This is a genomic window from Pseudomonas sp. AN-B15 (assembly GCF_019056475.1).
In the GTDB taxonomy this organism is placed as follows: Bacteria; Pseudomonadota; Gammaproteobacteria; order Pseudomonadales; family Pseudomonadaceae; genus Aquipseudomonas; species Aquipseudomonas parakoreensis.
Window position 1 is genome coordinate 3902958 of record NZ_CP049737.1, and the last position, 23309, is coordinate 3926266.

General features: G+C 58.2%; 29 protein-coding genes. 5 read left to right on the plus strand and 24 right to left on the minus strand.

Translation table 11 applies throughout. The annotated features are described in order from the left end of the window. Positions 1-284: 284 nt before the first annotated feature. The gene (locus tag GTQ41_RS17560; RefSeq protein ID WP_047293169.1) at positions 285-647 is read right to left on the minus strand and encodes a DUF6124 family protein; all 363 of its coding nucleotides are present in this window, start codon (positions 645-647) and stop codon (positions 285-287) included. A gap of 1089 nt (positions 648-1736) precedes the next feature. Between GTQ41_RS17560 and GTQ41_RS17565 the strand changes: the two genes are divergently transcribed. The 5 genes from GTQ41_RS17565 (at position 1737) to GTQ41_RS17585 (ending at position 5829) form a co-directional block, all read left to right on the plus strand. After that, positions 1737-1946 (plus strand): hypothetical protein, encoded by a 210-nt coding sequence (locus tag GTQ41_RS17565; RefSeq protein WP_047293168.1) that lies wholly within the window; start codon positions 1737-1739, stop codon positions 1944-1946. Between the two features lie 136 nt (positions 1947-2082). Continuing rightward, positions 2083-3918, plus strand: coding sequence for an AAA family ATPase (locus tag GTQ41_RS17570; protein WP_052912721.1), 1836 nt, complete (start codon positions 2083-2085; stop codon positions 3916-3918). Positions 3919-4521: 603 nt separating this feature from the next. Continuing rightward, complete coding sequence (locus GTQ41_RS17575) at positions 4522-4773, plus strand: hypothetical protein (RefSeq protein WP_047293167.1); 252 nt, start codon at positions 4522-4524, stop codon at positions 4771-4773. Between the two features lie 8 nt (positions 4774-4781). Continuing rightward, positions 4782-5078: a hypothetical protein gene (locus GTQ41_RS17580; protein WP_080963261.1), complete on the plus strand. Its 297-nt coding sequence runs from the start codon at positions 4782-4784 to the stop codon at positions 5076-5078. Positions 5079-5172: 94 nt separating this feature from the next. After that, positions 5173-5829 carry a hypothetical protein gene (locus GTQ41_RS17585; protein WP_047293166.1) on the plus strand — a complete coding sequence of 219 codons (657 nt, stop codon included), beginning with the start codon at positions 5173-5175 and terminating at the stop codon, positions 5827-5829. Here GTQ41_RS17585 and GTQ41_RS17590 read toward each other — a convergent pair. The 23 genes from GTQ41_RS17590 to GTQ41_RS17700 form a co-directional block, all read right to left on the minus strand. Further along, positions 5818-6795, minus strand: coding sequence for a hypothetical protein (locus tag GTQ41_RS17590; protein WP_047293165.1), 978 nt, complete (start codon positions 6793-6795; stop codon positions 5818-5820). The two genes, GTQ41_RS17585 and GTQ41_RS17590, sit on opposite strands and share 12 nt — an antisense overlap. Next, positions 6768-7472, minus strand: coding sequence for a hypothetical protein (locus tag GTQ41_RS17595; RefSeq protein WP_047293164.1), 705 nt, complete (start codon positions 7470-7472; stop codon positions 6768-6770). Before GTQ41_RS17595 ends, GTQ41_RS17590 begins: the two co-directional genes overlap by 28 nt. Further along, the gene (locus tag GTQ41_RS17600) at positions 7469-8011 is read right to left on the minus strand and encodes a hypothetical protein (protein WP_047293163.1); all 543 of its coding nucleotides are present in this window, start codon (positions 8009-8011) and stop codon (positions 7469-7471) included. Before GTQ41_RS17600 ends, GTQ41_RS17595 begins: the two co-directional genes overlap by 4 nt. Continuing rightward, entirely contained in the window at positions 8008-8931 is a 924-nt protein-coding gene (locus GTQ41_RS17605; protein ID WP_047293162.1) for a hypothetical protein, read from the minus strand. The genes GTQ41_RS17600 and GTQ41_RS17605 overlap by 4 nt, the downstream gene beginning before the upstream one ends. Continuing rightward, positions 8928-9635, minus strand: a complete 708-nt coding sequence (locus GTQ41_RS17610) for a hypothetical protein (protein WP_047293161.1) — start codon at positions 9633-9635, stop codon at positions 8928-8930. Before GTQ41_RS17610 ends, GTQ41_RS17605 begins: the two co-directional genes overlap by 4 nt. 8 nt (positions 9636-9643) lie before the next feature. Continuing rightward, the gene (locus GTQ41_RS17615) at positions 9644-11302 is read right to left on the minus strand and encodes a phage tail protein (RefSeq protein WP_047293159.1); all 1659 of its coding nucleotides are present in this window, start codon (positions 11300-11302) and stop codon (positions 9644-9646) included. A 9-nt stretch (positions 11303-11311) separates the two neighbouring features. Continuing rightward, positions 11312-11836, minus strand: coding sequence for a phage tail protein (locus tag GTQ41_RS17620; protein WP_047293157.1), 525 nt, complete (start codon positions 11834-11836; stop codon positions 11312-11314). After that, positions 11833-13005: a baseplate J/gp47 family protein gene (locus GTQ41_RS17625; RefSeq protein ID WP_047293155.1), complete on the minus strand. Its 1173-nt coding sequence runs from the start codon at positions 13003-13005 to the stop codon at positions 11833-11835. Before GTQ41_RS17625 ends, GTQ41_RS17620 begins: the two co-directional genes overlap by 4 nt. Continuing rightward, complete coding sequence (locus GTQ41_RS17630; protein ID WP_047293153.1) at positions 13002-13319, minus strand: DUF2590 family protein; 318 nt, start codon at positions 13317-13319, stop codon at positions 13002-13004. The genes GTQ41_RS17625 and GTQ41_RS17630 overlap by 4 nt, the downstream gene beginning before the upstream one ends. After that, positions 13316-15301, minus strand: a complete 1986-nt coding sequence (locus GTQ41_RS17635) for a phage tail tape measure protein (RefSeq protein WP_047293151.1) — start codon at positions 15299-15301, stop codon at positions 13316-13318. The genes GTQ41_RS17630 and GTQ41_RS17635 overlap by 4 nt, the downstream gene beginning before the upstream one ends. Before the next feature lie 169 nt (positions 15302-15470). Next, positions 15471-15761 carry a putative phage tail assembly chaperone gene (locus GTQ41_RS17640; protein ID WP_047293147.1) on the minus strand — a complete coding sequence of 97 codons (291 nt, stop codon included), beginning with the start codon at positions 15759-15761 and terminating at the stop codon, positions 15471-15473. After that, positions 15758-16273, minus strand: coding sequence for a lysis protein (locus tag GTQ41_RS17645; RefSeq protein ID WP_047293144.1), 516 nt, complete (start codon positions 16271-16273; stop codon positions 15758-15760). The genes GTQ41_RS17640 and GTQ41_RS17645 overlap by 4 nt, the downstream gene beginning before the upstream one ends. After that, positions 16273-16806: a lysozyme gene (locus GTQ41_RS17650; protein WP_047293142.1), complete on the minus strand. Its 534-nt coding sequence runs from the start codon at positions 16804-16806 to the stop codon at positions 16273-16275. The genes GTQ41_RS17645 and GTQ41_RS17650 overlap by 1 nt, the downstream gene beginning before the upstream one ends. Continuing rightward, a complete protein-coding gene (locus tag GTQ41_RS17655) occupies positions 16803-17099 on the minus strand; it encodes a hypothetical protein (protein ID WP_047293140.1) in 297 nt (98 codons plus the stop codon). Before GTQ41_RS17655 ends, GTQ41_RS17650 begins: the two co-directional genes overlap by 4 nt. Then, the gene (locus tag GTQ41_RS17660; RefSeq protein WP_047293138.1) at positions 17096-17308 is read right to left on the minus strand and encodes a TraR/DksA C4-type zinc finger protein; all 213 of its coding nucleotides are present in this window, start codon (positions 17306-17308) and stop codon (positions 17096-17098) included. Before GTQ41_RS17660 ends, GTQ41_RS17655 begins: the two co-directional genes overlap by 4 nt. Then, the gene (locus GTQ41_RS17665) at positions 17308-17760 is read right to left on the minus strand and encodes a phage protein (RefSeq protein WP_025111123.1); all 453 of its coding nucleotides are present in this window, start codon (positions 17758-17760) and stop codon (positions 17308-17310) included. The genes GTQ41_RS17660 and GTQ41_RS17665 overlap by 1 nt, the downstream gene beginning before the upstream one ends. A 6-nt stretch (positions 17761-17766) precedes the next feature. Further along, positions 17767-18882: a DUF2586 domain-containing protein gene (locus tag GTQ41_RS17670; RefSeq protein WP_217325334.1), complete on the minus strand. Its 1116-nt coding sequence runs from the start codon at positions 18880-18882 to the stop codon at positions 17767-17769. An 11-nt stretch (positions 18883-18893) separates the two neighbouring features. After that, the gene (locus GTQ41_RS17675) at positions 18894-19577 is read right to left on the minus strand and encodes a phage virion morphogenesis protein (RefSeq protein WP_047293133.1); all 684 of its coding nucleotides are present in this window, start codon (positions 19575-19577) and stop codon (positions 18894-18896) included. Then, the gene (locus GTQ41_RS17680) at positions 19564-20016 is read right to left on the minus strand and encodes a phage tail protein (protein WP_047293131.1); all 453 of its coding nucleotides are present in this window, start codon (positions 20014-20016) and stop codon (positions 19564-19566) included. Before GTQ41_RS17680 ends, GTQ41_RS17675 begins: the two co-directional genes overlap by 14 nt. After that, the gene (locus tag GTQ41_RS17685; protein ID WP_047293128.1) at positions 20013-20474 is read right to left on the minus strand and encodes a head completion/stabilization protein; all 462 of its coding nucleotides are present in this window, start codon (positions 20472-20474) and stop codon (positions 20013-20015) included. Before GTQ41_RS17685 ends, GTQ41_RS17680 begins: the two co-directional genes overlap by 4 nt. A gap of 98 nt (positions 20475-20572) precedes the next feature. Then, positions 20573-21292: a phage terminase small subunit gene (gene gpM / locus GTQ41_RS17690; protein WP_047293126.1), complete on the minus strand. Its 720-nt coding sequence runs from the start codon at positions 21290-21292 to the stop codon at positions 20573-20575. Next, positions 21289-22308, minus strand: a complete 1020-nt coding sequence (locus GTQ41_RS17695; RefSeq protein ID WP_047293124.1) for a phage major capsid protein, P2 family — start codon at positions 22306-22308, stop codon at positions 21289-21291. Before GTQ41_RS17695 ends, gpM begins: the two co-directional genes overlap by 4 nt. Before the next feature lie 2 nt (positions 22309-22310). Further along, the gene (locus GTQ41_RS17700) at positions 22311-23234 is read right to left on the minus strand and encodes a GPO family capsid scaffolding protein (RefSeq protein ID WP_047293123.1); all 924 of its coding nucleotides are present in this window, start codon (positions 23232-23234) and stop codon (positions 22311-22313) included. Between the last annotated feature and the right edge of the window lie 75 nt (positions 23235-23309).

The window sequence follows — 23309 nt, forward strand, 5'->3', positions numbered from 1 at the left end:
GCCCACGCACTAGCGGACAAATCCAGGACTGACGCTGGATTTATCGTTTCAGCAAAGGTGTTGGAACGGATGCTATAAATTTTGGGAAAAGTTGTACAACTTTATATTTTTGTATAATCGTTGAACTTTTTTGAGCGCGTGATGACGCATTGCCATCACTTTTTGTGGCACATCGCTATTGCTGCGAAATCAGGCTGAAACCTGCCATTTCGGCGGTTGGTTTGCGCATCGACTGAGCGCCCTCCGCGACCACGACCTGGCCGCTCGCCACGGAGGGCCGCGATCTACGCCTTGAGCTCGACGTTGTCCAACGCCTGATTCACCGCCAGCTCTCCCAACATCACCACCTGCGCAATGCCCAGCAGCGTCTTGCGGTGCGAGACATCCAGCAACGCGGCGAAATCGTTGAGCATGGTCGTGGCGGAACCCAGAGATTCACTGGCGTTGGCGAGCAGGGATTCAGTGTCGTAGGCCGGATTGGCGAGGAACATCGGTCTGGATTGATCACCGCTGGCCATGATCTGGCTGGCTGGAGTGAGGTAGTGATCAAGGGCGCGCTCGGCGGCTTCGTGGAGTTTGCGGGAATCGAGGGATTCGTAGGGGGATGCGGGGTTGGTTTCGGGTGGGTTGGGTGTTGGTTTGAACATGGTGTAACTCCTGACGGATAAACGAAAAGGAGCCATCACTCTCGCTACCAAACGAAGGGTGGAGGCCATACGCAGGTTGGTAGACCGGTCGTCAGGAACCCCGGCGCATCCGAAGACGCCCCGCGCATGACCACCATAAAACGAAGACGAGAAACGCCCTCGCAAGACAGTAGTCTTGTGCTTCTGACGGAGGCGGGCTACCAAACCCGATCACTGGTTTTCAGTGACATAGGGACGATAGAACCCGCGAGCTAGACGCACAAGCCGGCGGATTCTGTCTTAGGTGTAGGGGGAGGCGCAAGGTGGTGTAGGAGCAGGACTGCAAAGATAGGCCTCATTTAAACAGGCGCATTTTCACTCAAAAAAGCTTCAAAAATACGCTGATTGTTCGGGATAACGTCACTAGTGCAGAGAGCAAATACGATCCTTTTCCAGCGCTGTACGTCGCTCCAGTGATGGATCGAACTGACCCTTCTTTCACCTCCCGCAAATAAAGGCCCAAACGCCTCACCACCAGCCCGCGTACCAGTTGCGTACCAGCTCCGTTCTTCTCCCTCCTAGTCCCATCCCTCTGTCGACTGCTTTAGCAAATTTTAAGCAGCGGATCTCGGCTCCAATCCTGGCACTGTCTATCGTCGGCTCAGGCGTGTTTCGTGAGAGTTAAAACAGCGCGCATGGAAGGCCAGCGAATCACCCCGTCTGTGCTTCACTCCGTTTTCAGGTTGACCCCTAGGAAAAAGGTAATTTTGGTAATTTTCATTTTTATAGTGATAAAAACATAATAGAATCAGTAGGTTAGAGTGATTTGGCAAAGGTAATAATAGGGTAATAGGGAGGTTAGAAAATTACCCTTAGTCGTAGTAACTTCACCAACCTGCAAAACCCTTTAAAATCAGTCACTTGGTGAAATATTACCTCCGGCCTTACCAAATATTACCTTCAAAGGTAATGCGTCAAAGCCACGTTCTATAAGGGTTGTAGGCAATTTTTCTCATCGAATTACCAAAATTACCTTTTTCCCAGCCTTGAACTGAAAATAACCATTGGGTCGCCTGCTATGCTTCCTTGTTTCCGAATGGAGTCGAAGGTATGGTCAGTGAGTATTCCCTTTCCGTGGTTCTCGAAAAAATCTACGAAAACCAACTCGGCCTTGAGGCAGCAATAATGGAACTGACGCTACTCGTAGAGCAGCAAGGTTTCGTTGAAGTGGGTGATAATGTCCGTGGTTCGCTAGAACGGATAGGTGATAATGCTGGATTTATCAAACAAGGTTTAGCTCGCCTTAAAGCGAATGAATAAATTTAGTGCGCAGAACTTCCAAAATAACGCGACCTTATTTCTAGTGCAACCTAAAATCATAATTATGTAAATAGCAAAACGCACCACAATAAAAATTTATTTCATATTTGCACAACACATTCTACGAGTAACAGAAATGGCTTTAGATAAAATCTGGTCAACCGACATAAAGAACTACGAAACGGATTCTTATGATGACAACCATCTTAAACTAAGAAAGCTGAACCTGCTTATTGGCCCAAATAATAGCGGCAAAAGTAGGCTACTACGATATTTATTCGCAACCCCAGATAAAAATCTAAAAATTGGGTGCGGACCAGCTTTTAGAGAAGCATGCAAAAGCATTCCAGAAATTTTTGAAATCATCGAATTCCGAAAACAAATTCTGGGATTTGACTGCAATACTTTCATGGAAATTTATAATGGCAAATGCGTAACGACTGTAGAATTTAAAATTATCGTTGAAAATTTTGTAAAGCTATTAATTGATGCCGCAAACACCAACGTATCCTACACCGGCGGTGAAAATATAAATTTTTACTACGATATTCAACGAATAGTAAGGCGCGAACTCCCGACAAACGAGATTGGTTTAATTAAAAGTTCTTGCAATGAGGCCGTTAATTCTAAAAGGCATTACATTCCTATTCTTCGAGGTATGAGGCCTTTAGGTGGTGAGTCAGACCTTTATCGCGACCGCACACTTAAGGACTACTTTTCGATCGAGCAAATGGCCCCTCTAACAATCACCACGGGATTTGACCTCTACAACTTGCTAGTTCGTTTTTTATTGGGTCAACCCGAACAACGTGAACGCATCAGAGAATATGAACGAATACTGGGAAACGAGTTCTTTGGCGGCAGGCATATAACATTAATCCCTGAACATGGAAAAGATACAGTTTCAGTAAAAATCGGGGCCGACGATCAATTCTCAATATTCAACTTGGGCGACGGACTACAGCAAGTGATTATTATTACTTCCGCTGCTTATTTACAGTCTGACCCGTCTCTATTTTTTATTGAGGAACCAGAAGCATGCTTGCATCCTGGCCTGCTCAGAAAGCTTGCACTTTTTTTATTAAAACATACGAATCATCAATATCTAGCCACAACTCACTCAAATCATTTACTCGACCTGGCGGAAACCATACAAGACGTAGTTGTTCACAAGGTTTCCAAGAGCAATGGTGAGAATGGCACAAGTTTTCGCATACAAGAGTGCACCAGAGACAGGGAGCTATTAGCAGACCTTGGGGTACTTGCTTCCTCAGTTTATCTAGCCAACTCGACCATCTGGGTTGAAGGCATAACGGATCGGCTGTACCTTAAAATACTAATGAAAAAATATTTAGACACCCTGACAGACTCAGTTTTCAAAATAAAACTTGAAGGGCTATTAGAAAACTTCCATTATGCTTTCGTTGAATATCAAGGCGGAACACTAGGTCATTGGGGCTTTGATGACGGCGACACTACAGAACGACTGAATGCATCAAAACTTTGCGCTTCGGCATTCCTTATAGCGGACGGTGACATTCAAGGAAAAGGTAATAGATGCGAAACACTAGAAGGCGAACTAGCAGAAAGATTCCATCTATTACCAAGCAAGGAGATTGAGAATCTACTGCCACTAAATATCATAGAGGAAACAGCGAAAAACATATTCGAGAGAAAGAAAAGAAAAACAACTGAAGGCCTTGATATTTCCGACCTTAAAAAAATACTTCGCCGTGAAATATCTTCATCACCTTACGGGATTGGATATCATTTAGACCAATGCCTTGGCCTGAAGGGACGAGGAAAATCTAACCCTCGAGTTTTCGCAGATGAAAGTGGAACAATCAACGATAAAGTTAAATTTTGTCGCGAGGCAATAGATGTAATGAATACCGCTGAATGGGTGCTTCCAGAGCCGCTTCAAGAGCTATGCTCTAAGATATATGCTCATATTCTAAAGTTCAACGATTGACTTCTGATACCTTCCAAGTCTCGCATGATTCAGGCGCCAATCTCGATGGATGCACATGCCGAAATCATGTGCAACCGTCGTCCTATAGTGTGATCACTTTTGAAATGCGCAAAACCACCCTGAACCCTCGGTAATCCGAGGGTTCAGCTAACAAAGTTACGAACCTCAATCGTACCTTGAGTGGTTGCAAAATCAGCTGTTCAAAAACCAAAAATGTCGATAAGGCACCTTTTTTAAAGGATTCCCCTTTAAACAATGGCTCGTGAATTGTCTTCGCAGGCAGCGTCGGTTCTGAGTGCAGTGCAAAGCTGCTGCATTTCTTTGCAAATCCTTTCACATCGTGCAATCGCTACAACGTCAACTGCCCTCGCAGAAGGCCTGGGCAGCGGAGGTGGTTGCACCGCTCCGGCCTTTGCACAAAAAAGGGACGCAATACCCGTCGGCGGGAGGGGGATAAGTGCTTTTTCAGCTGTTTTTTTCTTGCAGCTAAATTTCTCCGAGCAACCAAGCGTCCGCCGATCGCCGTCAGTCGCCCGACTGGTGTCGAGGAGTTCGTCTGCCGCTATACTGTTTGCATATACAGTATTCTTGTAAGCATGGCTTATGAACAAACAATGTGCGGGAACCGAAAACCAAGAGTCATCCGCGATAGCGCAGTGGCACGTAATGCTGCGGGATGAATTGGCGCTGCTGGCGATGCCTGGCGCCCATCACAAAGCACTGCTCAGGCAAGCCCATGTTCTGCACCAGGATCATGTAATTGATAGTGATCACCTCAGTGATTTGTTGGAGTTAGCGGACGCTGCGCTTGCCTACGCCGTCGAGTCTTTGCTCGACCTCAAAGCTGACGAATAGGGGGAACCATGCGCGTATTGGTCACGCCTATGCGGTTACGTGGTGTCGCGCTGGATGCGAAAGAGCGGCGCCGCTATCCGGCGGTTAGAGGCAATGTCATGGTCAATTCCACGATGAGCCATGAGTTAGGCCGCGCAGCCAACGTTGCTCGTGTTGAGGTGGGAATGCCGCTCGATCCGGATCCTTTACCACCCTTGCTTGACGCCACATTAGCGGGTATGGCAGTAACAGGATTTGTTCTGAGCGGAATCGAGTACATTGATGGTTGTGCCTACGCGCAATCATGGTGGTGCCGTGAAGAATGAACTATGTGATTTAAATACTGAAACCTGTAATTTAATAGCCCAGCAAGTTATTTTAGCTTAAATGACCACCATGAATACTCGGCAAGGGAAGAATATGGATATTGAAAGCTTCAACCAGTGTTTGGGGTATTTGCAGGCGTCATTGCAAGGGAAAGGGACTTTAGACAAAGCGCTTCCGATACTAGGCACCCTAGTAGGTGCCGTTTTTGGTTTTGCTTTAAATTATTTTGCAGGACGTGGCAAAGAAAATAACGCAGCAAAAAACAAGCTCATGTGCATCGAAGAAGATGTCATGGCGATTGAGCATTCTCTGGATGAATTGAATAAAGAGGCTCTACGAATGATTAGCCTTATCGTCAAAAAAACGCCTGCCAGGGGAAATTATCTTCCATTGAGCATAAGTGCTTTATGTTTGGAGTCTTACTTTATTGATGTAGCTCACAAATATAGTCGCCAGCAAAGATACTGGATTCAATTGTTAATTTCGCGACTAGAGGAAATAAGTGACGCCTTGGTAGAGATAAAGGATTTCAAAGGACCAATGTATACGCGCGCCGTTAATCTGTTGAACCTTATAGGTTTGGCAGTAAATTGCTCTAGATTTTGCAAGATGATAATGCAAGACGAGATTTTAGAAGATGAGGGTGTTGTAAGTTGGCTACGCGTGATGAATGTCTCAGAAGAGCATCTTGATGCGTACAGTCGTGCTTTTGAGAATGCGGAAGTTCACAATACCACTTTAGAGCTTTAGTGTGATTGCTTTTACTATGTCACCTTTTTGTTTTGAAGTTTCGGCGTTTAATAAAAATGCCGACGAATTCGATGGTGGCGGTGTTGGGCCGTGCGTATGTGCGGCCAGCTGTTCGTTCATCTGCTCTACCAAGTCGAGAAGATCGCAGACTACTTGAAACAGGTTCACGCCTTCTGAGCCGATCCAGCTTTCAGGCGCCTGTAGGCGCTGCCCTTTGCTGGCCACACTTCGCCGCAAGCCTTCAATCCGCTCATGCATATCGCCCCCCACCGTGGCGTTGTGTTTCTGGCCCACAACCACGTTCAGATCCCGGCCGGTCGCCTGGTGCAGATCATCCACCGCTGCAAGGCTCGCGGATCCACCCGACAGCAGCTTGAGCGCGCCCAGCGCCTCGATCGTCTTCACGCCACCCACCGACTCGGTCGAGTGGTCGTCAATCGTCTGCGTGTGGCTCTGGAACTGTTCGCGGTTGTCCAGGGCTTCAACTTCACGCTCGACCGCCAGATCTCGGATCCTGCCATCAGTCTGGCGGAGCCAGTTGCCGTCGGCATCGACGCGCTGCTGGGCGGCGCCGCTGTGCTGCCATACCTGATCACCCTTGGGCACCCTCGGCATGCTCAGCCCGTGCGGCAAGATTGACTGAATGTAGGGCTTGTTCGGCAAGCCGTAGGCAAAGCACACCACGACACGGGTGCCTTCCTCGGGAAAGGCGTAAATACCCATTTCCTCGCCACCGGTGGGCAGTGGCAACGGGACGCCAGTCAGCGGCGGGATGGCCGGATCTGGCTCGTCGTCTGGCCCGAGGACAACAATGTCCACGGCGTAGCGCGGACGGAAGTCATCGCACAGGCCAGCGTCCGCCGGCGCATCGGCCACGGCGGTGACCTGGGCGAATCGCGGCAGGTGATAACCGCCGGTGAGTTCGGGGAATTGGCGCTCTACAGCGCGGCGAATTGCGTCTTCCATCGGATGGCCATCTGGTCATTGGCGAGCGCCACACTGGTGACGCGCTCGCCGGCGTTGATTGTTGCACCTGGTCGCAGCCCAGGAAGGGCCGCGACCATTGCGCTCTGGTTGCCCTGGTAGCCGTCGAACAGCTCCGTGGGGATTTGCAGCGGCGCCCGGGCGCCAAAAAAACTGTCGGCCCAACTGCCGGCGAACACTTCGCCGTTGCCCAGCTGGTGCCAGGTGAAGTCCGGAATGCTGAACACGCGGGCCAGACTGTCCATCGCCTGGTAGCCGGCGGCGAGGCTGTAGAAATACGGTGCTTTCATGCCGGCATAGGGTTGATCCGGAACACGAAAACGCAGGCCGGTCTGCTCACTGATAGCGGCCAGCACGGCGCGCAGGTCAACGTGACGCAGATTCAGCGGCAAGGGGTTGGCTAGCACAGCGGCCAGCTCGCGGCAGAACAGCACCTGTTCCACCGCGTTGGCGGCGGTGCAACGCTCGACGTAGCCGATGAAATGGCGCTGCAGCGTCCGATCGTTGTAGCCGATATCCAGCGTCACCAGCCCTTTCAGCGGCTCGGCAGACTGCACCGTAAAATTCGCCCGACCGGGACTGGTGGCGTCCAGCCGAACGTCTTCTTTGACCAGGGCAACCGGCGCGCCATTGATCGACAGAACCTTGTGCAGCTTCACGTCTGCTCACTCCCCAGCCACTTGTCTACACGGCCCAGCACCTTTTCAAATCCGCTCAATTCCGGATTGTCGCCGGTACCGGAACCGCCGCCCTCCCCGACCGCGCTGCCGGGGGCGCCCTGGGCGTCGGCCTTGTTGCCGGCGCGTCGTCCCTCGACCTTTTCCGGGTTCGATTCGCGCTCGCTGAGGGTGAATTGCACCAGCCAGGCTTTTAAGGTGTCCGCCTCGCGGGCGCTGACACCTTCGGAGAACTCCACCTGACGCACGCCGAAGGCCTCGGCGGTGTCATTCACCACGCGGTACAGATGGAGCTGGCCACCGCTTGCCGTGGCTTCGGCCATGCGCATCAAGTCAGTCAACTGCACCCGATCGACGAAGGGGATCATCAGCGACACGGCCAGCGTCTTGGGCTTGAAGCCCTTGTGCGCCTTGTCGGTATTGCTGGTCTGCCCGGACATGTCGCCGCTTTCGATACGCAGATTGGCCGTGACCTTGAGGTTCTTCCCCTGCACTTTTTGCCCGTCGAGTAACAGCGTCATAGGCCCACCAGCTCCTGTACAAAACTCAGCCCTTCCTTGGTGCCGACCAGCAGCATTCCCGCGCACTGCACCCACTCATGCCCCGGCGCTTCACCGCTCAGCAACTCCTGGCGCAGCTCGCTGGAGTTACCCGGGCCGATCAGGCGTGCGCGAATGCTGACATCCGGATTGCCCTCGGCCAGCAGGTTTTTCAGGTCAGCCAGTTGTTGATCCCGGCCCTTTTGCTGGGCGACTTTGCGAGCGGCCAGCGCTGCCAGATCGGCCAGCGGCGAGCTGTCGGCGGCGTAGCCCTCAAGCACGGCCAACTGGCCGGCCATGGACTGTTTCGCGGCCTTCACCACCGTGCAGCGCTCCAGCGGCAGCGCTTGCCAGCGCGGGAGCGGGCCGGCGCCGGGAATCTCCCACTTGTCGCTCTCCAGCTTCATCAGGTGATGGGCGCGCCGTTCCGTGCGCACCAGGTCGGGAATCGGCAGCAAAGCATTGAACCGCGACAGGCCGCTGGCCAATTGTTCCAGGCGCGTGCCCAGGAACAGAATCGACAGGGCATATTGCGGCCCCGCCGGACGCCCGTTGTCGGTCGCGTCCTCCAGCTTTCTGGCCAGGTGTTCCAGCACGTTCGGCGCCGAAAGGAACCGCTGATAGCCTTGGCCCTGGCCAATGCCACTTTGAAACGGCGTCACCACCAGGCACGCCGGCACCTGGCCCAGTTGATCGGCCAGCGCCGCCCGACCGGCTTCAATGGCGCCTTTCGCGGCATCCGCAACTGGCCCCGGGTTGGTATTGGCCAGCCCGTCCAGACCGGCCAGCCGTTGCGCGGTGCTGGCCAGCTCGCCGGTGGCCAGATCCTTGGCGGCGGACAGCCCGCCCATCCATTGCGTGGCCTGCTCCGGCCATTGCATCGTCACCGGTGCCCAGTTCATGCCGGCGGCGTCCAGGTGATGGCTTTCATGGCCTTGAGGTTTTTGTCTTTCAGCGCTTTATCCACAGCCTGACGCAACGACTCCGCGCACTGCTGGGCAGCCTGACGAAAGCGCACCAGGTCATGACTGACCTTCTGCAACTGGGCGATAGTGTGAGGCCGGAAAGCCAGCACCTGGTCGGCGCCGGTGCACGGGTAAACGTCATCAACTCCCAGCAACACCTGGGCGTTCAGGTTCACCTGGTCATCGATGGCGCTGCTGTAGCGGTGCACGTCGCCCAGGGCGCTGGAGTTAAATCCGCCGGCGATGTACGTCGCGCAACCGGCGCCGATCGCCTGAAGCTTTTGGTCTTGAAGCGCGGCCAGCACGGCGTCGATGTCATCGACCCATTGCCCGTCCCTCCAGATCTGGTTTGGCCCGGGCTTGTTCATGGTGTGCCCCGCAGGCACCGGTTCAAAGCCTTCGAGCGTGCGCGGTTCACCGGTCGCGGTGTTGTACACCACGACGCCGCCGAAGTAGTCCACCAGCTGCCAGGCGCTACCGTTCCACCACGCGGCTTTGTGTTCGGGGATCAGCGGCGGCGCTGTTTCCACGCAGCCGCCGGGGATCATGTACACGCCTGGTTCCAGCGGCGATTCGTCAGCCTTCACAGCACCGACGAGGATGCCCAGATGGTTGGTCTGATAGACGATTTTCTCGGTCATGCTCGATCTCAATACTTGATGCAGTAGAAAAGGGCCAAGTTCCTAGGCCGGGTTTCAGTGCCACCGGCGGCGGCGACGGTGACGCCGTGGGTGTGCGCGCCGCCCCCGCCTACGCCGACGTTGTGCGCGTGGTGGCCGGCGGCATCCATTCCGATGTTGTGTGCGTGCGCGCCCGCCCAGGACGTTTCGTGTGCGCCACCCGATTGTTGTACCGAGTTGAGACCACCAGCACCTTGGCCAATACCCGGCGAGCTGGGCGCCGAGTGATTGTGTGCGCCCTGAGCGTCAGTCCATGTTCGGTGAACGTGGTTGCCCTGGGCATCCGTCCAGGCGGCGTGAAGGTGGTCACCCACCGCTGCAGCAGAGGCGGTGTGCGCGTGGGAATGGATCATCATGTCCTGATAGACACCGAACGCCCGACCAGGATCGAGGCCGCGCCCGTCGTCCCAGCCGCGAGGGAACAGACCGCGCATATCGGGCAAGTTGAACGTGGTTGTTCCGTCGCCTGCGCCGTAGTGTGTGGCGATCCGTGCAAACAAACCGGCGAACGCCGTGCGAGAAATCGCGGCACCGTTACACGCCAACCACCCTGCCGGCGGGCTATTCATGGCGAACGCGGCGACCATGCCGGTCATTGAGTCGCCGACCTGTTTCTGCAGCTTGTTCAACGCGGCCGTCGACGCAATGATCTGACTGCTGTTGGTGGCAGGATCGTCGCTGATTGCGTTGGGTAGGTTGCCCAGTCCGACGTCAACTTTCGTTGTGGCTCTTGCACGTAAATTTGGGTAGTCACCATTGCGCGCTGCGAAATGCTGCATAAGCGCACCGGCGATCGGTTCCGCTGGGCGCGCATCGTAGATTTCTGTCGCAGAGGCGAAATAGACGATCGGCACACAGTAGTGACGGATACCTGCCGCGTCGGTGTAATCGCCCCTTTCTCCATAGACGACCTTCCACGTCGCCACCCGATCGTTCAACTGTCGTTCCAGGCACACGTCGAGGGTGATAGTTCCAACGGGAATAACACCAGTGAATGGCCAAGGCTTCGACATGAACACCCGAATGCCTTCGATGTACGCCGTACCGGCATTCAACTGGAACCCGTTTTCGCTCTTTGCGAATGCCAGCGAGTTACCGAAGAAACAGGCCCGACCGTACATTTCACGATTGCTCAGACGCTCGCGCTCATCGATGCCGGCCAGACGCACCGTAAAATCGTGCTGCCAGGTGCTGGCATCGATCGTGACACCGGTCAGCGCCTGGGCGCCGTCGAAGGCCACCAGAAAGTTGCGGGTGACGTTGTTGCCGATCTGCAGCGGCGGGATGTTCTTGCGTTTCTGCTGCAGCGGCACATAGGACACCGCGAACAGCAGGCCGTCCTCATCCTCAAGGCCGACCCAGTTGAAGTCCCAATCGCCAATGTCGGAACCCAGCTGGGCGCTGTACACGACCTGGTTGGGATTCACGAAGCCGGCGTTTTCCTTGGGAATGTCATAGGTCTGAACGATCTGCCCTGCCGGGGGTTTGCCGGCGGCACGATCCACCGGGGCTTCGGGGTTCAACCCGGGCACGTTGGCAAAGATAAATTTCGTGATGACCAGGGGCTTTTTCTGGCTTTGCTTCAGGGCGATCTGGCCTTCACCGGCCAACGTAATACTGGCGCTCACAGTGCGCTCCTACAGGCTGGCGACCAGCGTTTGCTGGTCGTCGTTGAAATCGATAAGGCCCACTTGAAGGCCCACGGGGGTGATGGTCACGAAGTCGTAGCGCCGGCACGTCCGACCGTATTGCTGGATCAGCACGCGCAGCAGTTCAGGATTGAGCGACAGCTGCGCGTTGCTGAATTTCAGCAGCACCACGTCCCAATCGCGGTCGGGCTGGCGTTCCTCGATCTCGACATAGCCGACGCCCAGGCGCTCGAAAATGCGCTTCATGCCGGCGGTGCTGCCGGCGTCGACCGAGTTGATGAAGGCGAATTTCACCCGCAAGCGGAACAGCGATTCCGGCTCGCCAGTGAAGCGCGTCACGTCGCGCTGCCAGGCCCACAGCTCAAGGATGCTCAGGTGGCAGGTGTCGGGATCGATCTGCGAGTAAGGCCAGCGAAGCCAGCCGGTGACGGCTTCCCACCAGGACTGTGCGGCAGTGGTCAGTTTCGACAGCTCGGTGCCGGCGAGCCAAAACGGCAACTTGAGATTTATCACTTGATGTTCACCGTCAGGTTCTCCAGCCGGGGAATCGACAGGCCGTTGACCACGTCGACCATGGGCGTGAACTTCACCGCTTCGATACCGGGAAACTGCCGGTGTAATTCCTCACCCAAGCGGCTGGTACTGAACCTTGATTGCGGATAGGTCAGGGTGGGTTGGTAGTCCCGGGGCGTGCTTTCGCGATACGCGGCCCGCACAAACAGTTCAACCTCTTGCTTGAGTTCGGCGATCTGCGCGGCGGTCTGGTTGGCGAACGGCCAGACGTTCACCACAAGGTTGGTCGGCGTTTCAGGCATGACCATGGCCAGCAAGTCGTCGCCGTGGCCGTGATTTCCCTGGTCGCGGATATGCGCGTTGATTTGCTCCAGGTACGTCGCCGCCGGCACACCTGCATCAAACAGGATGTAGGCGTTAGCGCTGCCGGGGCCACGCGGGGCGCCGTGTTCGAAGTACACGCCGTCAGGGCGCACGCCGGGAAAGGCGGAAATCATGGCGCGATAGACCGCGTCGGTGTGCCACTGGTTGACCGCCGAAAACTGGTTGCGCACGCGCAGGCGCAGCTGCTCGTTGGGTTCCGGATCTGCGCCTGGTGAATCCAGCCACCCATCTTTGTTGACCACCTGCACGATGCCAGGGATCGGCGCCGGCAGGATCGCGTAATAACCCGGCGCCAAGTTAAAACCACTGCCGGCTTCGATCGCCTCGACAGGAACGTCCAGCTGCAGCTGGCCCTGCTGGAACGTCGCCGGCGCCGTCGTCACCAGTTTGTAGACGTTCCCGTTGATCGCGGCAGACTGCACCACGATGCCCTTTTCCAGCTCTAGCACACCGTCCGGAATGGCCCGGGTAAACAGCAATTTGCCCTTCGCCTTGGTCGCGCCTTTGCGCTCGACGTTGACCGCCCATGCGAGCGTGTCCAGCCAGGCATCGACCGCCGTTTTCACGAAGAAATTGGGCAGCACGGTCAAGCACAGGAAGTCCAACAACCACAACACCGGCTTGGTGACTAGCGCGGTCATCACCCGCCAGAACGGCGAATAACTACTGGTGTTGGCGACTTTCGCGCCCTGGGCTTCCACCTCTTTTTCCCAAGCAGCCTTCAAGCCTGCTTCGGTGGTCGGGATGCCAGTATCGGCAATCAACTTTTTGAAATCGACGCTCACAGACTTACCTCGATCGATCCGAATTTGATGGTTTTCGCGGTGACCAGGTACACGCCTGGCGCCTGCTCGGTGATGCGCGCCGTACCCGGCACCAGACGCACGTCGTCTTCCACCAGCAGTTCCATCTGCTGGATGCAATCGCGTTGGCGCAGGCGGTCCCGCTCGGCCACCAGCGTCACCAGCAGGCCGCTGTCGCGGATCATGTGGGCGATGTCCTGGGCGATGCAGGCGCGGTCATCAATCAGCCTGGGCTGGTTCGAAGGATCGAGCGCCAGGTCGTTGTCGGCGATCAGCAAATCCACGTATTCGCTCATCCGCCCACCGCCATCGCGACCATGTTTTCCATCTCCAGCGGCGTCATCTGCTTGCCGGTGTGGATGTTCACGTTTTCCACATGCGTGCCCTTGTTCTGGCTGCTGTTGGTGTTCTGAATACTGGTCAGCAGGCCACCCGGCGGCACTGCAGACGGGCGTGCCGGCGACAGGCTGGGAATGGCCGCATTGATGGTCTGCTGGGCTTTCTGCGCGGCGTTGGCGGTATCGGAAGCGCTGGTGGCCGCGTCGACGCCTGGCACTTCGGGCATACCGCCGAAACGTGCCTCGATGTTCACGCCCGGGATGCTGTTCAGCAGCTCGATCACGCCGTTTACGGCCTTCGTGAAAATACCGACGATGCTGTCCCACGCGGCCTTGGCAATGCCTGACCAGCCGCCCATGGAGTTGAACCAGTCGGACAGCTTCTGGAATGTCTCGGCAACGGCTTGGAACGCGGCGGTATTCATCAGGGCCGTCGTCCATTCGTCCCAGTAGTAGACCGCTGCTGCGATCGCAGCGACCAGGGCGACGATGCCGACCACGATCCACACCACAGGGTTGGCCAGCAGCGCCGCGTTGACGAGCCAGATCGCCCCCTGCCACAGCAGCATGGCGCCACGAATGACCGCCAGAACGGCGCTCAGCGTGTGAATCACCACGATGTAAGCCAGGATCGCTAGTTTCTGCAGGATGAACATCGCGACCGTGCGCAGGCCCATCAATTGGAAGAGTTTCCAGACGGTGAGCATGCCCAGCCACGTCATCCGCGCGATGCCCACCACCATGGTCAAGGCTGACATGGCGGCGACGATGCCCATGATCGACAGCGCAGTGATGCCAACCACGCGGGTGATGTTGGGGAACAGCTGCGACCAGCGCACCAGCGTTTTACCGATGTCGACCATCTTGGCCATGAACGGCGACAGCACCGGGATCAGCACCTGGCCGAACACCACGCGCATGACTTCGACCAGGGACGCCCACTGCTGCCACGGATCGACCATGGCCCGCGCCATCTGCTCAGCGTTCTCCAATCCGCGCACCTTGCCCAGCTGCTCGATGCCGTTGCGTAGCCGATCGGTATCCTTGGCCAGCGCGCCGATCACCTGGGCGCCTTCGCCGCCGAAAGCCTCCATCAGCTTGGCACCCGCCGACGCACTGGTCAGGTCACCGAACTTGCCCTGGAGCTTGTCCAGGATAGTCATCATCGGCAGCATCTTTCCCTGCTGGTCGGTGAACTTCATGCCCAGCTTTTCCGAGGCGGCGCCGATGTTCTCGAAAAACGCCTTGTAGCGTCCGCCGGCGTCGCCGCCTTCCATGGTGCTGCTGAGCGTGCCGATCACCGCCATCTGTTCAGCCAGGTCGACGCCGGACGTCGTGGCGATCGCTCCGGCTTCCTTGAAGGCGTCTTTCATGGCCGCGCCGCTGGTGCGGAACAGTTGCACCGCCAGCGCCGTCTGACCGCCGAGTTTTTCCACCCACGCGCCCTTCCCCATCGCATCGGCCTGGGACTTCTGCAGGTTGTAGAGCGTGCCGACGTATTCGCCCATGGTTTCGGCGTCGGATTTGGTGGCCTTGGCCAACAGGTTGCTGGTGTTGGTAAAGGTCGCCAGCTGGTTGCCGGCAAGCCCCTTGATAGCGCCCTCGATCAGGTACGCGGACGCCACGAAATCCTTGGCGTTCTCCCCGTAGTTCACGGCGAATTCCAGCGACTTGGCGTTGAGCGCCGACAGCGCATCTTCAGCCACGCCCAGCGAGCGCACGTCGCCCAGGGCACGATTGACCTCCAACGCCGGTTCCATGGATTCGCGAATGGCGACCACGCCCGCCGTCAGCCCGCCCAAGCCCAGGCCGATCGTCTTGATGTGCTTTTCGCTCTGATCGGCAAGCTCGGAAAAGCCCATTTTCACCTTGCCCAGGGGCGCGGTGACCTTATCGGTCAGGCTCAGGATGAAAGCCAGGCTGGCGCTACGGTCTGCCAATGTCGTTACCCGTTCAGCGCAAGGGCGATGCCGCTAGCCACGGCAAACTCCATGCGTCTCCAGTGTTCGTCCTCCAGCCACTTGGCAGTCCCCATCGCCTCGGGCGTGGGTTCGGCACCAGGAAGCCAGCGGTTCGTCAGGGCCATCAGCTGGCCCAGGCCGTTTTCACTCAGGCGCTCAGCGTGCTCGAGCGCTTTTTTACGATCACCTCAACGTTGGGTGCGTATTCCTCCAGCAGCGCGCCGGCCAGCTGCATCACCATCACCGGGTTGCCTAGCAGGGCTTTCAAAGCAGGCTTTTGATCCTGCAGCACGGTGGTCATCAGCAGGTTATTGCCCGGGGCGACCTTGTTGGTCTGGGTCAGGGCGTTGAAGTATTTGGTCACGTCGGCCGGGGTCAGGTTGAAAGTGAATTCCTGTTCGCCGACTTCCAGGGTGATTTCGGTGTTTTGCTGGCTCATGGGGTATCGCTCTTGTTGAGGTTGGGGAAATGGGTGCCCTGGTGCGCCGGCGATCGCCGGCAGACGCCTAGGGCGTATTGCTGAAGTCCGAGAATCATTTGCCGGCTTAAGGCGTGCTGATCTCGGAGGGTGTGATAATCCGGTCGAGCGTCTGCTGCGAGTTCGGCGGTTCCTGCATCAGCCACGCGGCCGGGGCCGGTGGCGGTGGGCAAAGATCCGGAGGTGGGACAGGTGGCGCGGATCCGCAGCCGCCGAGTCCCATCATCAACAGCGCGGCGTAGGCGTTCGTTTTCAGTGCGGGCATGGGTCAATTCCTTGGTGTTTCGTTGGTCAATCGCGTCCCGCTCGGCGAGCATTTCGCCGCTGATGCGTGCCGCTTCGCGCAGGCCGCTGGCCTCCCATTTCGCACTGTCGCGCTCGCGCCTGGCTTCGTCGCGCTGGCCTTCGAGCACGTCGAAACCGATCCAGGCAACCAGGCACAGCACGACCAGGAACAAGGCTTCGCGCAGCATCACAAGCCCTCCGCACACAGCCGGGATTCGGCCAGCCGGCGGTTGTGCAGGCCCGGCACAAAGCGCTTTTGGCCATTGGGGTCAGTCACAAAGGCCCATACCGGCGTCTTGCCGTCCGGCGCCCATGCCAGGGCTTTGCAGCCTTCGGCAATGCGACCAGCGTTGATAAGCGCGACCGCTCGACTGGCGCAGGTGCTGCTTACGCCGAAGTTGTGGGCGTGGCTGGTCAGTGCGTCGAACGGGTTCTGGCCCACGTTCGGGTTCGTGATGCACTCGGCGAGCTGCAGCTGCGTTTTGCGGATCACCAGCTGCTCCACCTCGGCGCATTTGGCGGGCGACCAGTAGTCGCCGACGACGACCGGGTACGGGCTGGTAAACCGGGTGATGCCTTTGCAAACCGTGGGAAGTCCCCCAGCGAGCTTGTCCGCGTAAACGGTGTTCTGGCCGTTGCCTTCCCAGGTGCCCAGGAAGATCACCAACGGGGCGCTGGCCAGCGCGATCAAACCGGCGGTGATACGTCCGCGCAGGCTCATGGGAACCACACACGCAACAGTGCCGGCACGACCATCTGCAGCACAGCGCCAACCAGAGTCAGGATGGTCAGCAAGCGCCCGACCTTCGAGCCGATCACGTTGACCGCAAGGGTCAACGCCTGCTGCCCCTTGTTCAGTTCCTTGAGCTGGCCAGTCATGTTTTCGAATTGCTGCTCAAGCTTGGTCACGCGAGTGGGCACGGTGTCGTGCCGATCTTCAAACTCGTTCATGCGGTGCTCGATCACGGCGATTTGCCGCTCCAGCGTTCCCAGACGTGCGGTTTCATTGGTCATCGGCGGTTGCTCTTCTCAACGTCCGTTTGGCACGGGACACACCGGGTGATACCGCCATGCGCCTGGCGCGCCGGCGGAATAGGTTTGTCGCAGTCCTGGCAATGGGTCAGGCTCGGCCCGACCGGCACAGGCTTGCTCAGCTGGGCTTTGATCGCCTGGTCACGTTGGCGCTGCTCCAGATCCTGGGCACGGTCGAACCAGTCCACCATCAGCGCAGCCCCTCGATCTCGGTCGCAGCCAGGTACGGCACGCCATTGATGTGGATGAAATCCGGGCTGGTGACGTCGAACGGAACCTTGTGTTTGGACTTCTCGCCGCCCTTCGGATCGATCGCCAGAAGGCTGGACAGCTTCACCTTGCAGCCGAAGGCTTCCACCCGCAGTTCCTCGTCTTCGCCGGCCTTGGCGAAGAACACCGCATCGAAGGGTTTGAGGCCTCGGAAGCTGCCCGCCGAGCGCGCCGCGTCGATCAGCAGATTGAAGTTGGTGGTATCCAGCTCGAATTCGCCGGCAGCGGCCACGTCACCGTCCACGGTGCCGTCTGGCACGCCCCGGGTTTGGGCCACTGCCGAGTTGTCGGTGATATCCAAAGTGCAGCTTTCGACGTGCAGTGCGATATCGCCCAGGCTCACGTCAAAGTTCTTGCCGCCAATCTTCGCCATGGGGCGTTACTCCTGTTTGTCGGTGGAAAGATCCAACGCGATGTTTGCGGTCAGGTCTTTCGGGCAGTTGTGGGGCTTGAGCTTGATGTAGGCCGCGACCTTGGTTTTCGTCTCCCAGGTCAGCACCAGGTCGCCGTCCTTCGGCGGCTCGATGTCGCCCGGGAACACCTGACCCGCAAACGTGGTGGACTTGGCCATGGCTCGCAGCGGCGCCATCAACTGGTTGGTGTTGACGGCCATGCTGTTGGGGGTGTTGTTCAAACGGCGATCGGCTACGCGGCGAATCAGCAGCGGGCGGATCTGGCGAGCGGCCTTGTCGGTGATGCGCAGGTATTCCACGACCTGAAAGTCACTGCCGGCGGTGTCCAGCATGTTGCCGTCGCCCCAGTACACGCCCGGGTAATCGGGATAGGTCTGGGAAACCGAGTAGCGCGCCCGATCCAGTTCGCTGCGCACCGCCGAGGTCAGTGGGACTTTGTCGCCGTCGACCGGCACAGGGCCGAGGCCCAGCACGGCACCGGTGGTCACACGCATGGGGCTGTCAGCGATGCTCACAGAAGCGTTGGCCAAGCGACCGGCCAGCACGCCCAGGTCATTGCCATGCAATTGCGGCACGACCAGCACACGCGGCGCTGCCAGATTGGCCAGCAGCCCTTTACGCTCGCTGACGTACTGCGCCCAGGTCTGTTCGGCGGTGATGCCAGGCACGGATGCCATGAAGAACACGCGGCGCCCGTAGGTGTTGTTCAGCGCGATCGCCGCGTCATGCATGGCCGACAATTCGGCGGCAGTGGTAACCGGGTTGGTAATCACCACGGCTTCGACGGAGTAGCCCTGTTGCTGGGCCTTTTCCAAAGCGCTGGCCCAATCGCCCTCGGCGCCGATCGGAGCCGCCACGCACGCCCAGCGTTGGCCACCATTGAGCTGGGCGGCGGTGATTTGGGTTTTCAGGTCGCTGGCCGGGACGCCCAGTTGGACGTCCAGGTCGCTGTCCATGTTCAGCGGCAGGATCTGCCCGACGTTCTTGCCGGCGGGGCCGATGAAAAGAAAGTAACGCTCAATCTCGCTCACTGGCCCCTGGCCCAGATTGAGATTGTCGACGGTGACTTGACCGAGTGCCATGCAGTGCCTCGTTAGCGGGGTGAAGTTAGGATTTGTTGCAACACCTGGTTAATCAGCAGGTTGGTGTCGCGTTCGGTTTCGGCGCCGATGAACTGGCGTTTGGGCAGCGTGATTTCCCAGCTCTGCGCGCCCGAAGACTCGCTGCGCTGGTCGTCCAGGATGCGAATCAACAAGCCCGCCTTGGCGTAGTTCACATGTTCTTGAATCCACGCCACTGACGGCCTGGTCAGGGTCTTTTTGCCGGCCTGACGCACGCGAAAACCCAACCGGCGCAGACGTTTGGCCTGTTTCTCGGTGGCAGCCAGGCCAGGCGGGGTTTTGTTCCAGCGACGCATCTGCGCGGCGGTGCGGCGTTCGCTGACGCCATAGTGCTGCTGGGCGGCGACCCATCGGGTCAGGGCGTTTTTCCAGCCCAGTTCTGCTTCGTCAGCGGTCACGCGGGTGACCACCATCAGCTTGGCCAGGCCGGCTTCCATCTTCTTTTTGCCCTTGCTCTCGCCCTGGCGCGGGGCGAACGCCGAACCGTCCACGTTCTGCTGGGCGCGCTGACGTTTGCGGCTCATCGTCCGCACGCGCTTGGTCACTTGGTTCAACAACCGCCGGCGCAACTGCGGCGGCAGGCTCAGCAAGGCCAATTGCTCGTGTACACCCAGGCGTCCGCGCACATCGAGTTCGAACGTGCTACGCCCCGCCACTGGTGGCCACCTCGCCGCGCTCAGCGACCCACAGGTCAAACGGGATGAACGCCCAGGTCTTGCCGAAGGCTTGGATCTCGCCGTCCGGTTCTTCGGAGAGATACTGCGGCTCGACGAATTCCAGCGTGACTTCCACGTCGAACAGATCGCTGTCCAGGGGCTCCACGGCGAATTCCGGCGCCGGCAGTTCGTGGCGGTCGCGATCGGCGTCGTGAGTCTCCAGCCAACTGCCCACCAGGGCCATCATGCGGGCCGGATTGGCGGCGAAACGCTCCAGGACAATCACGGCGCGATAGTGCATGTCGGCAAAGTGCATGCCGTCGACGTCGGGTTTCCAGATCAGCGACAGCTTGACCTGCTCCGTCCAGCTGTCGAGCTGTTCAGGCTCGACCAGGCGGCGCTCCAGCAGGTAGGCGGTCAACGCCTGAAGCTTGGTCATAGCAACTTCGCCGTGATGCGGCCACGGCCCTGCAAGGCGCGCACAGCCTGCTGACTGAATGCCAGAAACGTGTCTTCACGCTCCGGCGCTTCCTTGCCGGTGTTCTCGGCGCTCTCGCGGCGGGTCACGGTGGCGAACTGCTGCAGGGCGCTGGCCTTGGCGCGGCAATACACGGCGCGCTTGTACAGCCGGGCTTTGAAAGCACGCTCAGGCAGCAGCATCGGATCGGCTGTTTCCACGGCAACGATGCCCGCTGCAAGCCAGCTGGTTTTGAGCTTGGCCAGGTCGGTATTGACCTCGGCCATCGCGATAAACAAAGCGTCGGTCAGCAGGTCGCCCAGGAACTCCGCCGGCAGGCGGTAGCCCTTCTGGAACTCGGCCACGGAGAGGTTCGGCCAAAAGCCGTCGTTCTCGATCGCCTGTTCCACAACAGTGGTGGGTTTCCCGGAAAAGCTCATTGCTGACCGCTCGAATTAGGGCGGGGAGGCTGTTTTTCGTGGGGCTGTCCATAAATGGCAGACACACGTCCACAGTTCCCCGCTGGGGGGGTAGTCGGTTATTGGGCGCCGGTGACGGCGGGTGTTTGTTTGGCGATCGCCTTACGGCACTTCGCAATGCGTGTCTCGTTGCCGGCCTTGGCGTGCAGCTCAGTGGATCGTTCCAGGTGCTTGAGCGCGGTTTCCCACTGCTCGGCCTCCATGGCGCGCATGCCGATCAACTTGTGGTACTTGCTCGGGATCTGTTCGGGCAGATCCCATTCGCCGTCGACACGCGGCAGCAGGTCGGACAGGTACGGTTCCGGGCTGCGCTGGGCGTTGTATTCACGGAAAGCCCATTCGATCACCGCGTCCGCTACGAACGTCTGCACGTTGCGCTTGAAGCGCTCCGGCATTTCCTGGCCCTGCTCGATCGCGAAGTCCGCCAGTTCCAGACCGTCTTCGAACTGCTCGGTGTCGAACAGCCAGACCATCACCTGCACCAGGACGGGGTTCTGCATCACCAGGCCCGAATCCATGTAGCGCTGGATGAAATCCTGATACTTGGGCAGCAACTCAGTTCGCTTAAGCGTTTGTTTGCTCGCCAAGTTCTTTAAATCGCTCAAGCGCTTCAGGTCTTCATCCAGCGAGGCTTGCATCAGCAGCAGGTGTTTTTTTGCGTTGGCTGGGCTGCTCAGGGCTTCCGCCGGCGAATACGCCAGCGGTGCCGCTGCAGCAGCGATCACTGCAGCAGTTCCCTGAGCCAAAATGCGGCGCTTGTGGGCAAGGGCCAGGCTCACTTCACCAGCTCCACGTTTTCGGTCAGCGCGATCTTTTCCAGCTGCTCGATCACGTAGCCCTCGTTGCGGCTGTTGTAATCCTCGACGCGGGAACGTTTCGGGTTGTCCACGGTTTGCTTGCGCCAGCTGGAGTCCTGGAAGTAAATCGACAGGTTGTCCCAACTGGTGACCAGCACACCGTTGACCGGGAAGAACGGAACGCTAAAGCTCGGCAGACCGCCGTAGGTGGCGATCACCTGGGCGTCCTCGATGCGCTCTTTCTCGGTTGGGGTGTCGCCCTGCTTGGCATACAGCTTGGCCTTGTCAGCGGCCAGCAGGTCGGTGCCGATGATCGCCACCAGGTCGCCGCTGTCGCGCAGACGCTCGTCCACCATTTGCTTGGTGTCATGCACCAGGGCGTCCAGGTTCTCGTAATCACCACCCGGCCCCATGGTGACCTTGCCAGGTGTATTGCCTTCCTTGAGAACCTGTTGCGGCGCCTGCTCGCGCAGTTGCTGCAGCCAGCCTTTGTTCACGTCCTGCAGCATCGGATAGGCTTCGATGTCGGTCTGCGCAGCCGCCTTCACACCGTGGAAACCGACCATGATGCGATCCAGGGCGATCTGTTTCTGCACCGCAGCCGAGTAGCGTTGATGGAAGTCCGGAAACTTGGCCCAGGCATCAATCTTCGCGTAAGGCAGGCCCACATCCGATTCGGTCGAGGAAAGCTCGTAGGTGCTGTTTTCCAGTGCCGAAGCATCTTTCGCCACGCGATCGGTGGTCTTGGTGTTGGTGCGGCCAGTCACCGGGCCGGACACGCCAATAAACACCTTCTCGCCCTTGATCTCGGTCACCGGAATGACGTTGATGCGCTGCAGGAAGTCCGCTTTGGCGGTAATCGCGTCGTTCAGCTCCTGGGCGATCGACGGTTCAACGGAGAACATCTTGCTGGCCAGCTCGACACCGTAGGTTTCGGCAATCGCCAGCTGCATTTCGGCGTACATCTTGGCGCCGTACGCGCTCAGGGAACGGGCCATGGTCAGAGCACCCGCGCTTTGGTTTTGTCAGTCGGGCCGGAATTGCGCGGCAACTGACGTCCGGTGGAGGTGTTCTGCAGCGCGGTGAACTGCTTCTGGAGGCTGGTCAGCGCTGCAAGCACTGCCTTGTTGCCGCCGCCGTTGCGCTTGAATTCGCGCTGTTCCTCGGCAGTGGTGACGATCTCGTCGACAGCCGTGCTGACGTCATCGATCGGGGCTTGATCGGGTTCTGGTGCGTCTTCGGCGGCAGGCTCAATCACGGCCTGAATGCCGGCAGCGACGACCAGCAGCTGGGCCAGCAGGGCTTTCAAAGCCGTTGCGGTAGCTTCATCCATTGGGGGTTTGCTCTCGGTTGGGGTTTGCGGGGTGGTTTCGGTGGGCGTGTCTTCAATGCCGAAACGCTTGAACAGGCGGGTGAACATGGCGGCAAGGCGCCCGATCTCGCCCTGCGGCTCGGTTTCGCGCAGGGGGCCGAGTTCTTGCGAGGCGGCGTAGTACGCGGCGCGGCTGGTGCGATTGGAGAAATACAGCTCTTGCGTGCCGAGGCTCGCCGGCGAATCAGTCACCGCCAGGCCAGTCAGATAGGCCTTTCCGCTGCCGGCGAAATTCGGGGTGATTTCAATGCTGCTGAACAGCTTCTGGCCCTGGTCGTTGAGGTACAGAAGGCGATCGTTCGGTTTCAGCTGAGCTTCCAGCGCGATCTGGCCTGGCTCCAGATCCTCGCCCTCTTCAACCAAACGCACGGCAAAAACGGTGCCGTGGGAACCCGGCCAGCGTTCGTGGTCGCACCAGATCACCGCCGTGTATTTGGCAGGTGTGTAGGTCTCGGCGATGTCGCGCAGTTCCTGGGGCAGGATCTCGCGGCCATCGACGGTCGGGCCGCTGGTGGCAACACGTTTCCAGTAGGAGACAAGGGAACGGGGCATGGTCGTTGACTGCGCTCAATCATTGAATGAGCCGCCACGATAGGGAGCCGATTTGCCCCAAACAAACGGTTGGTT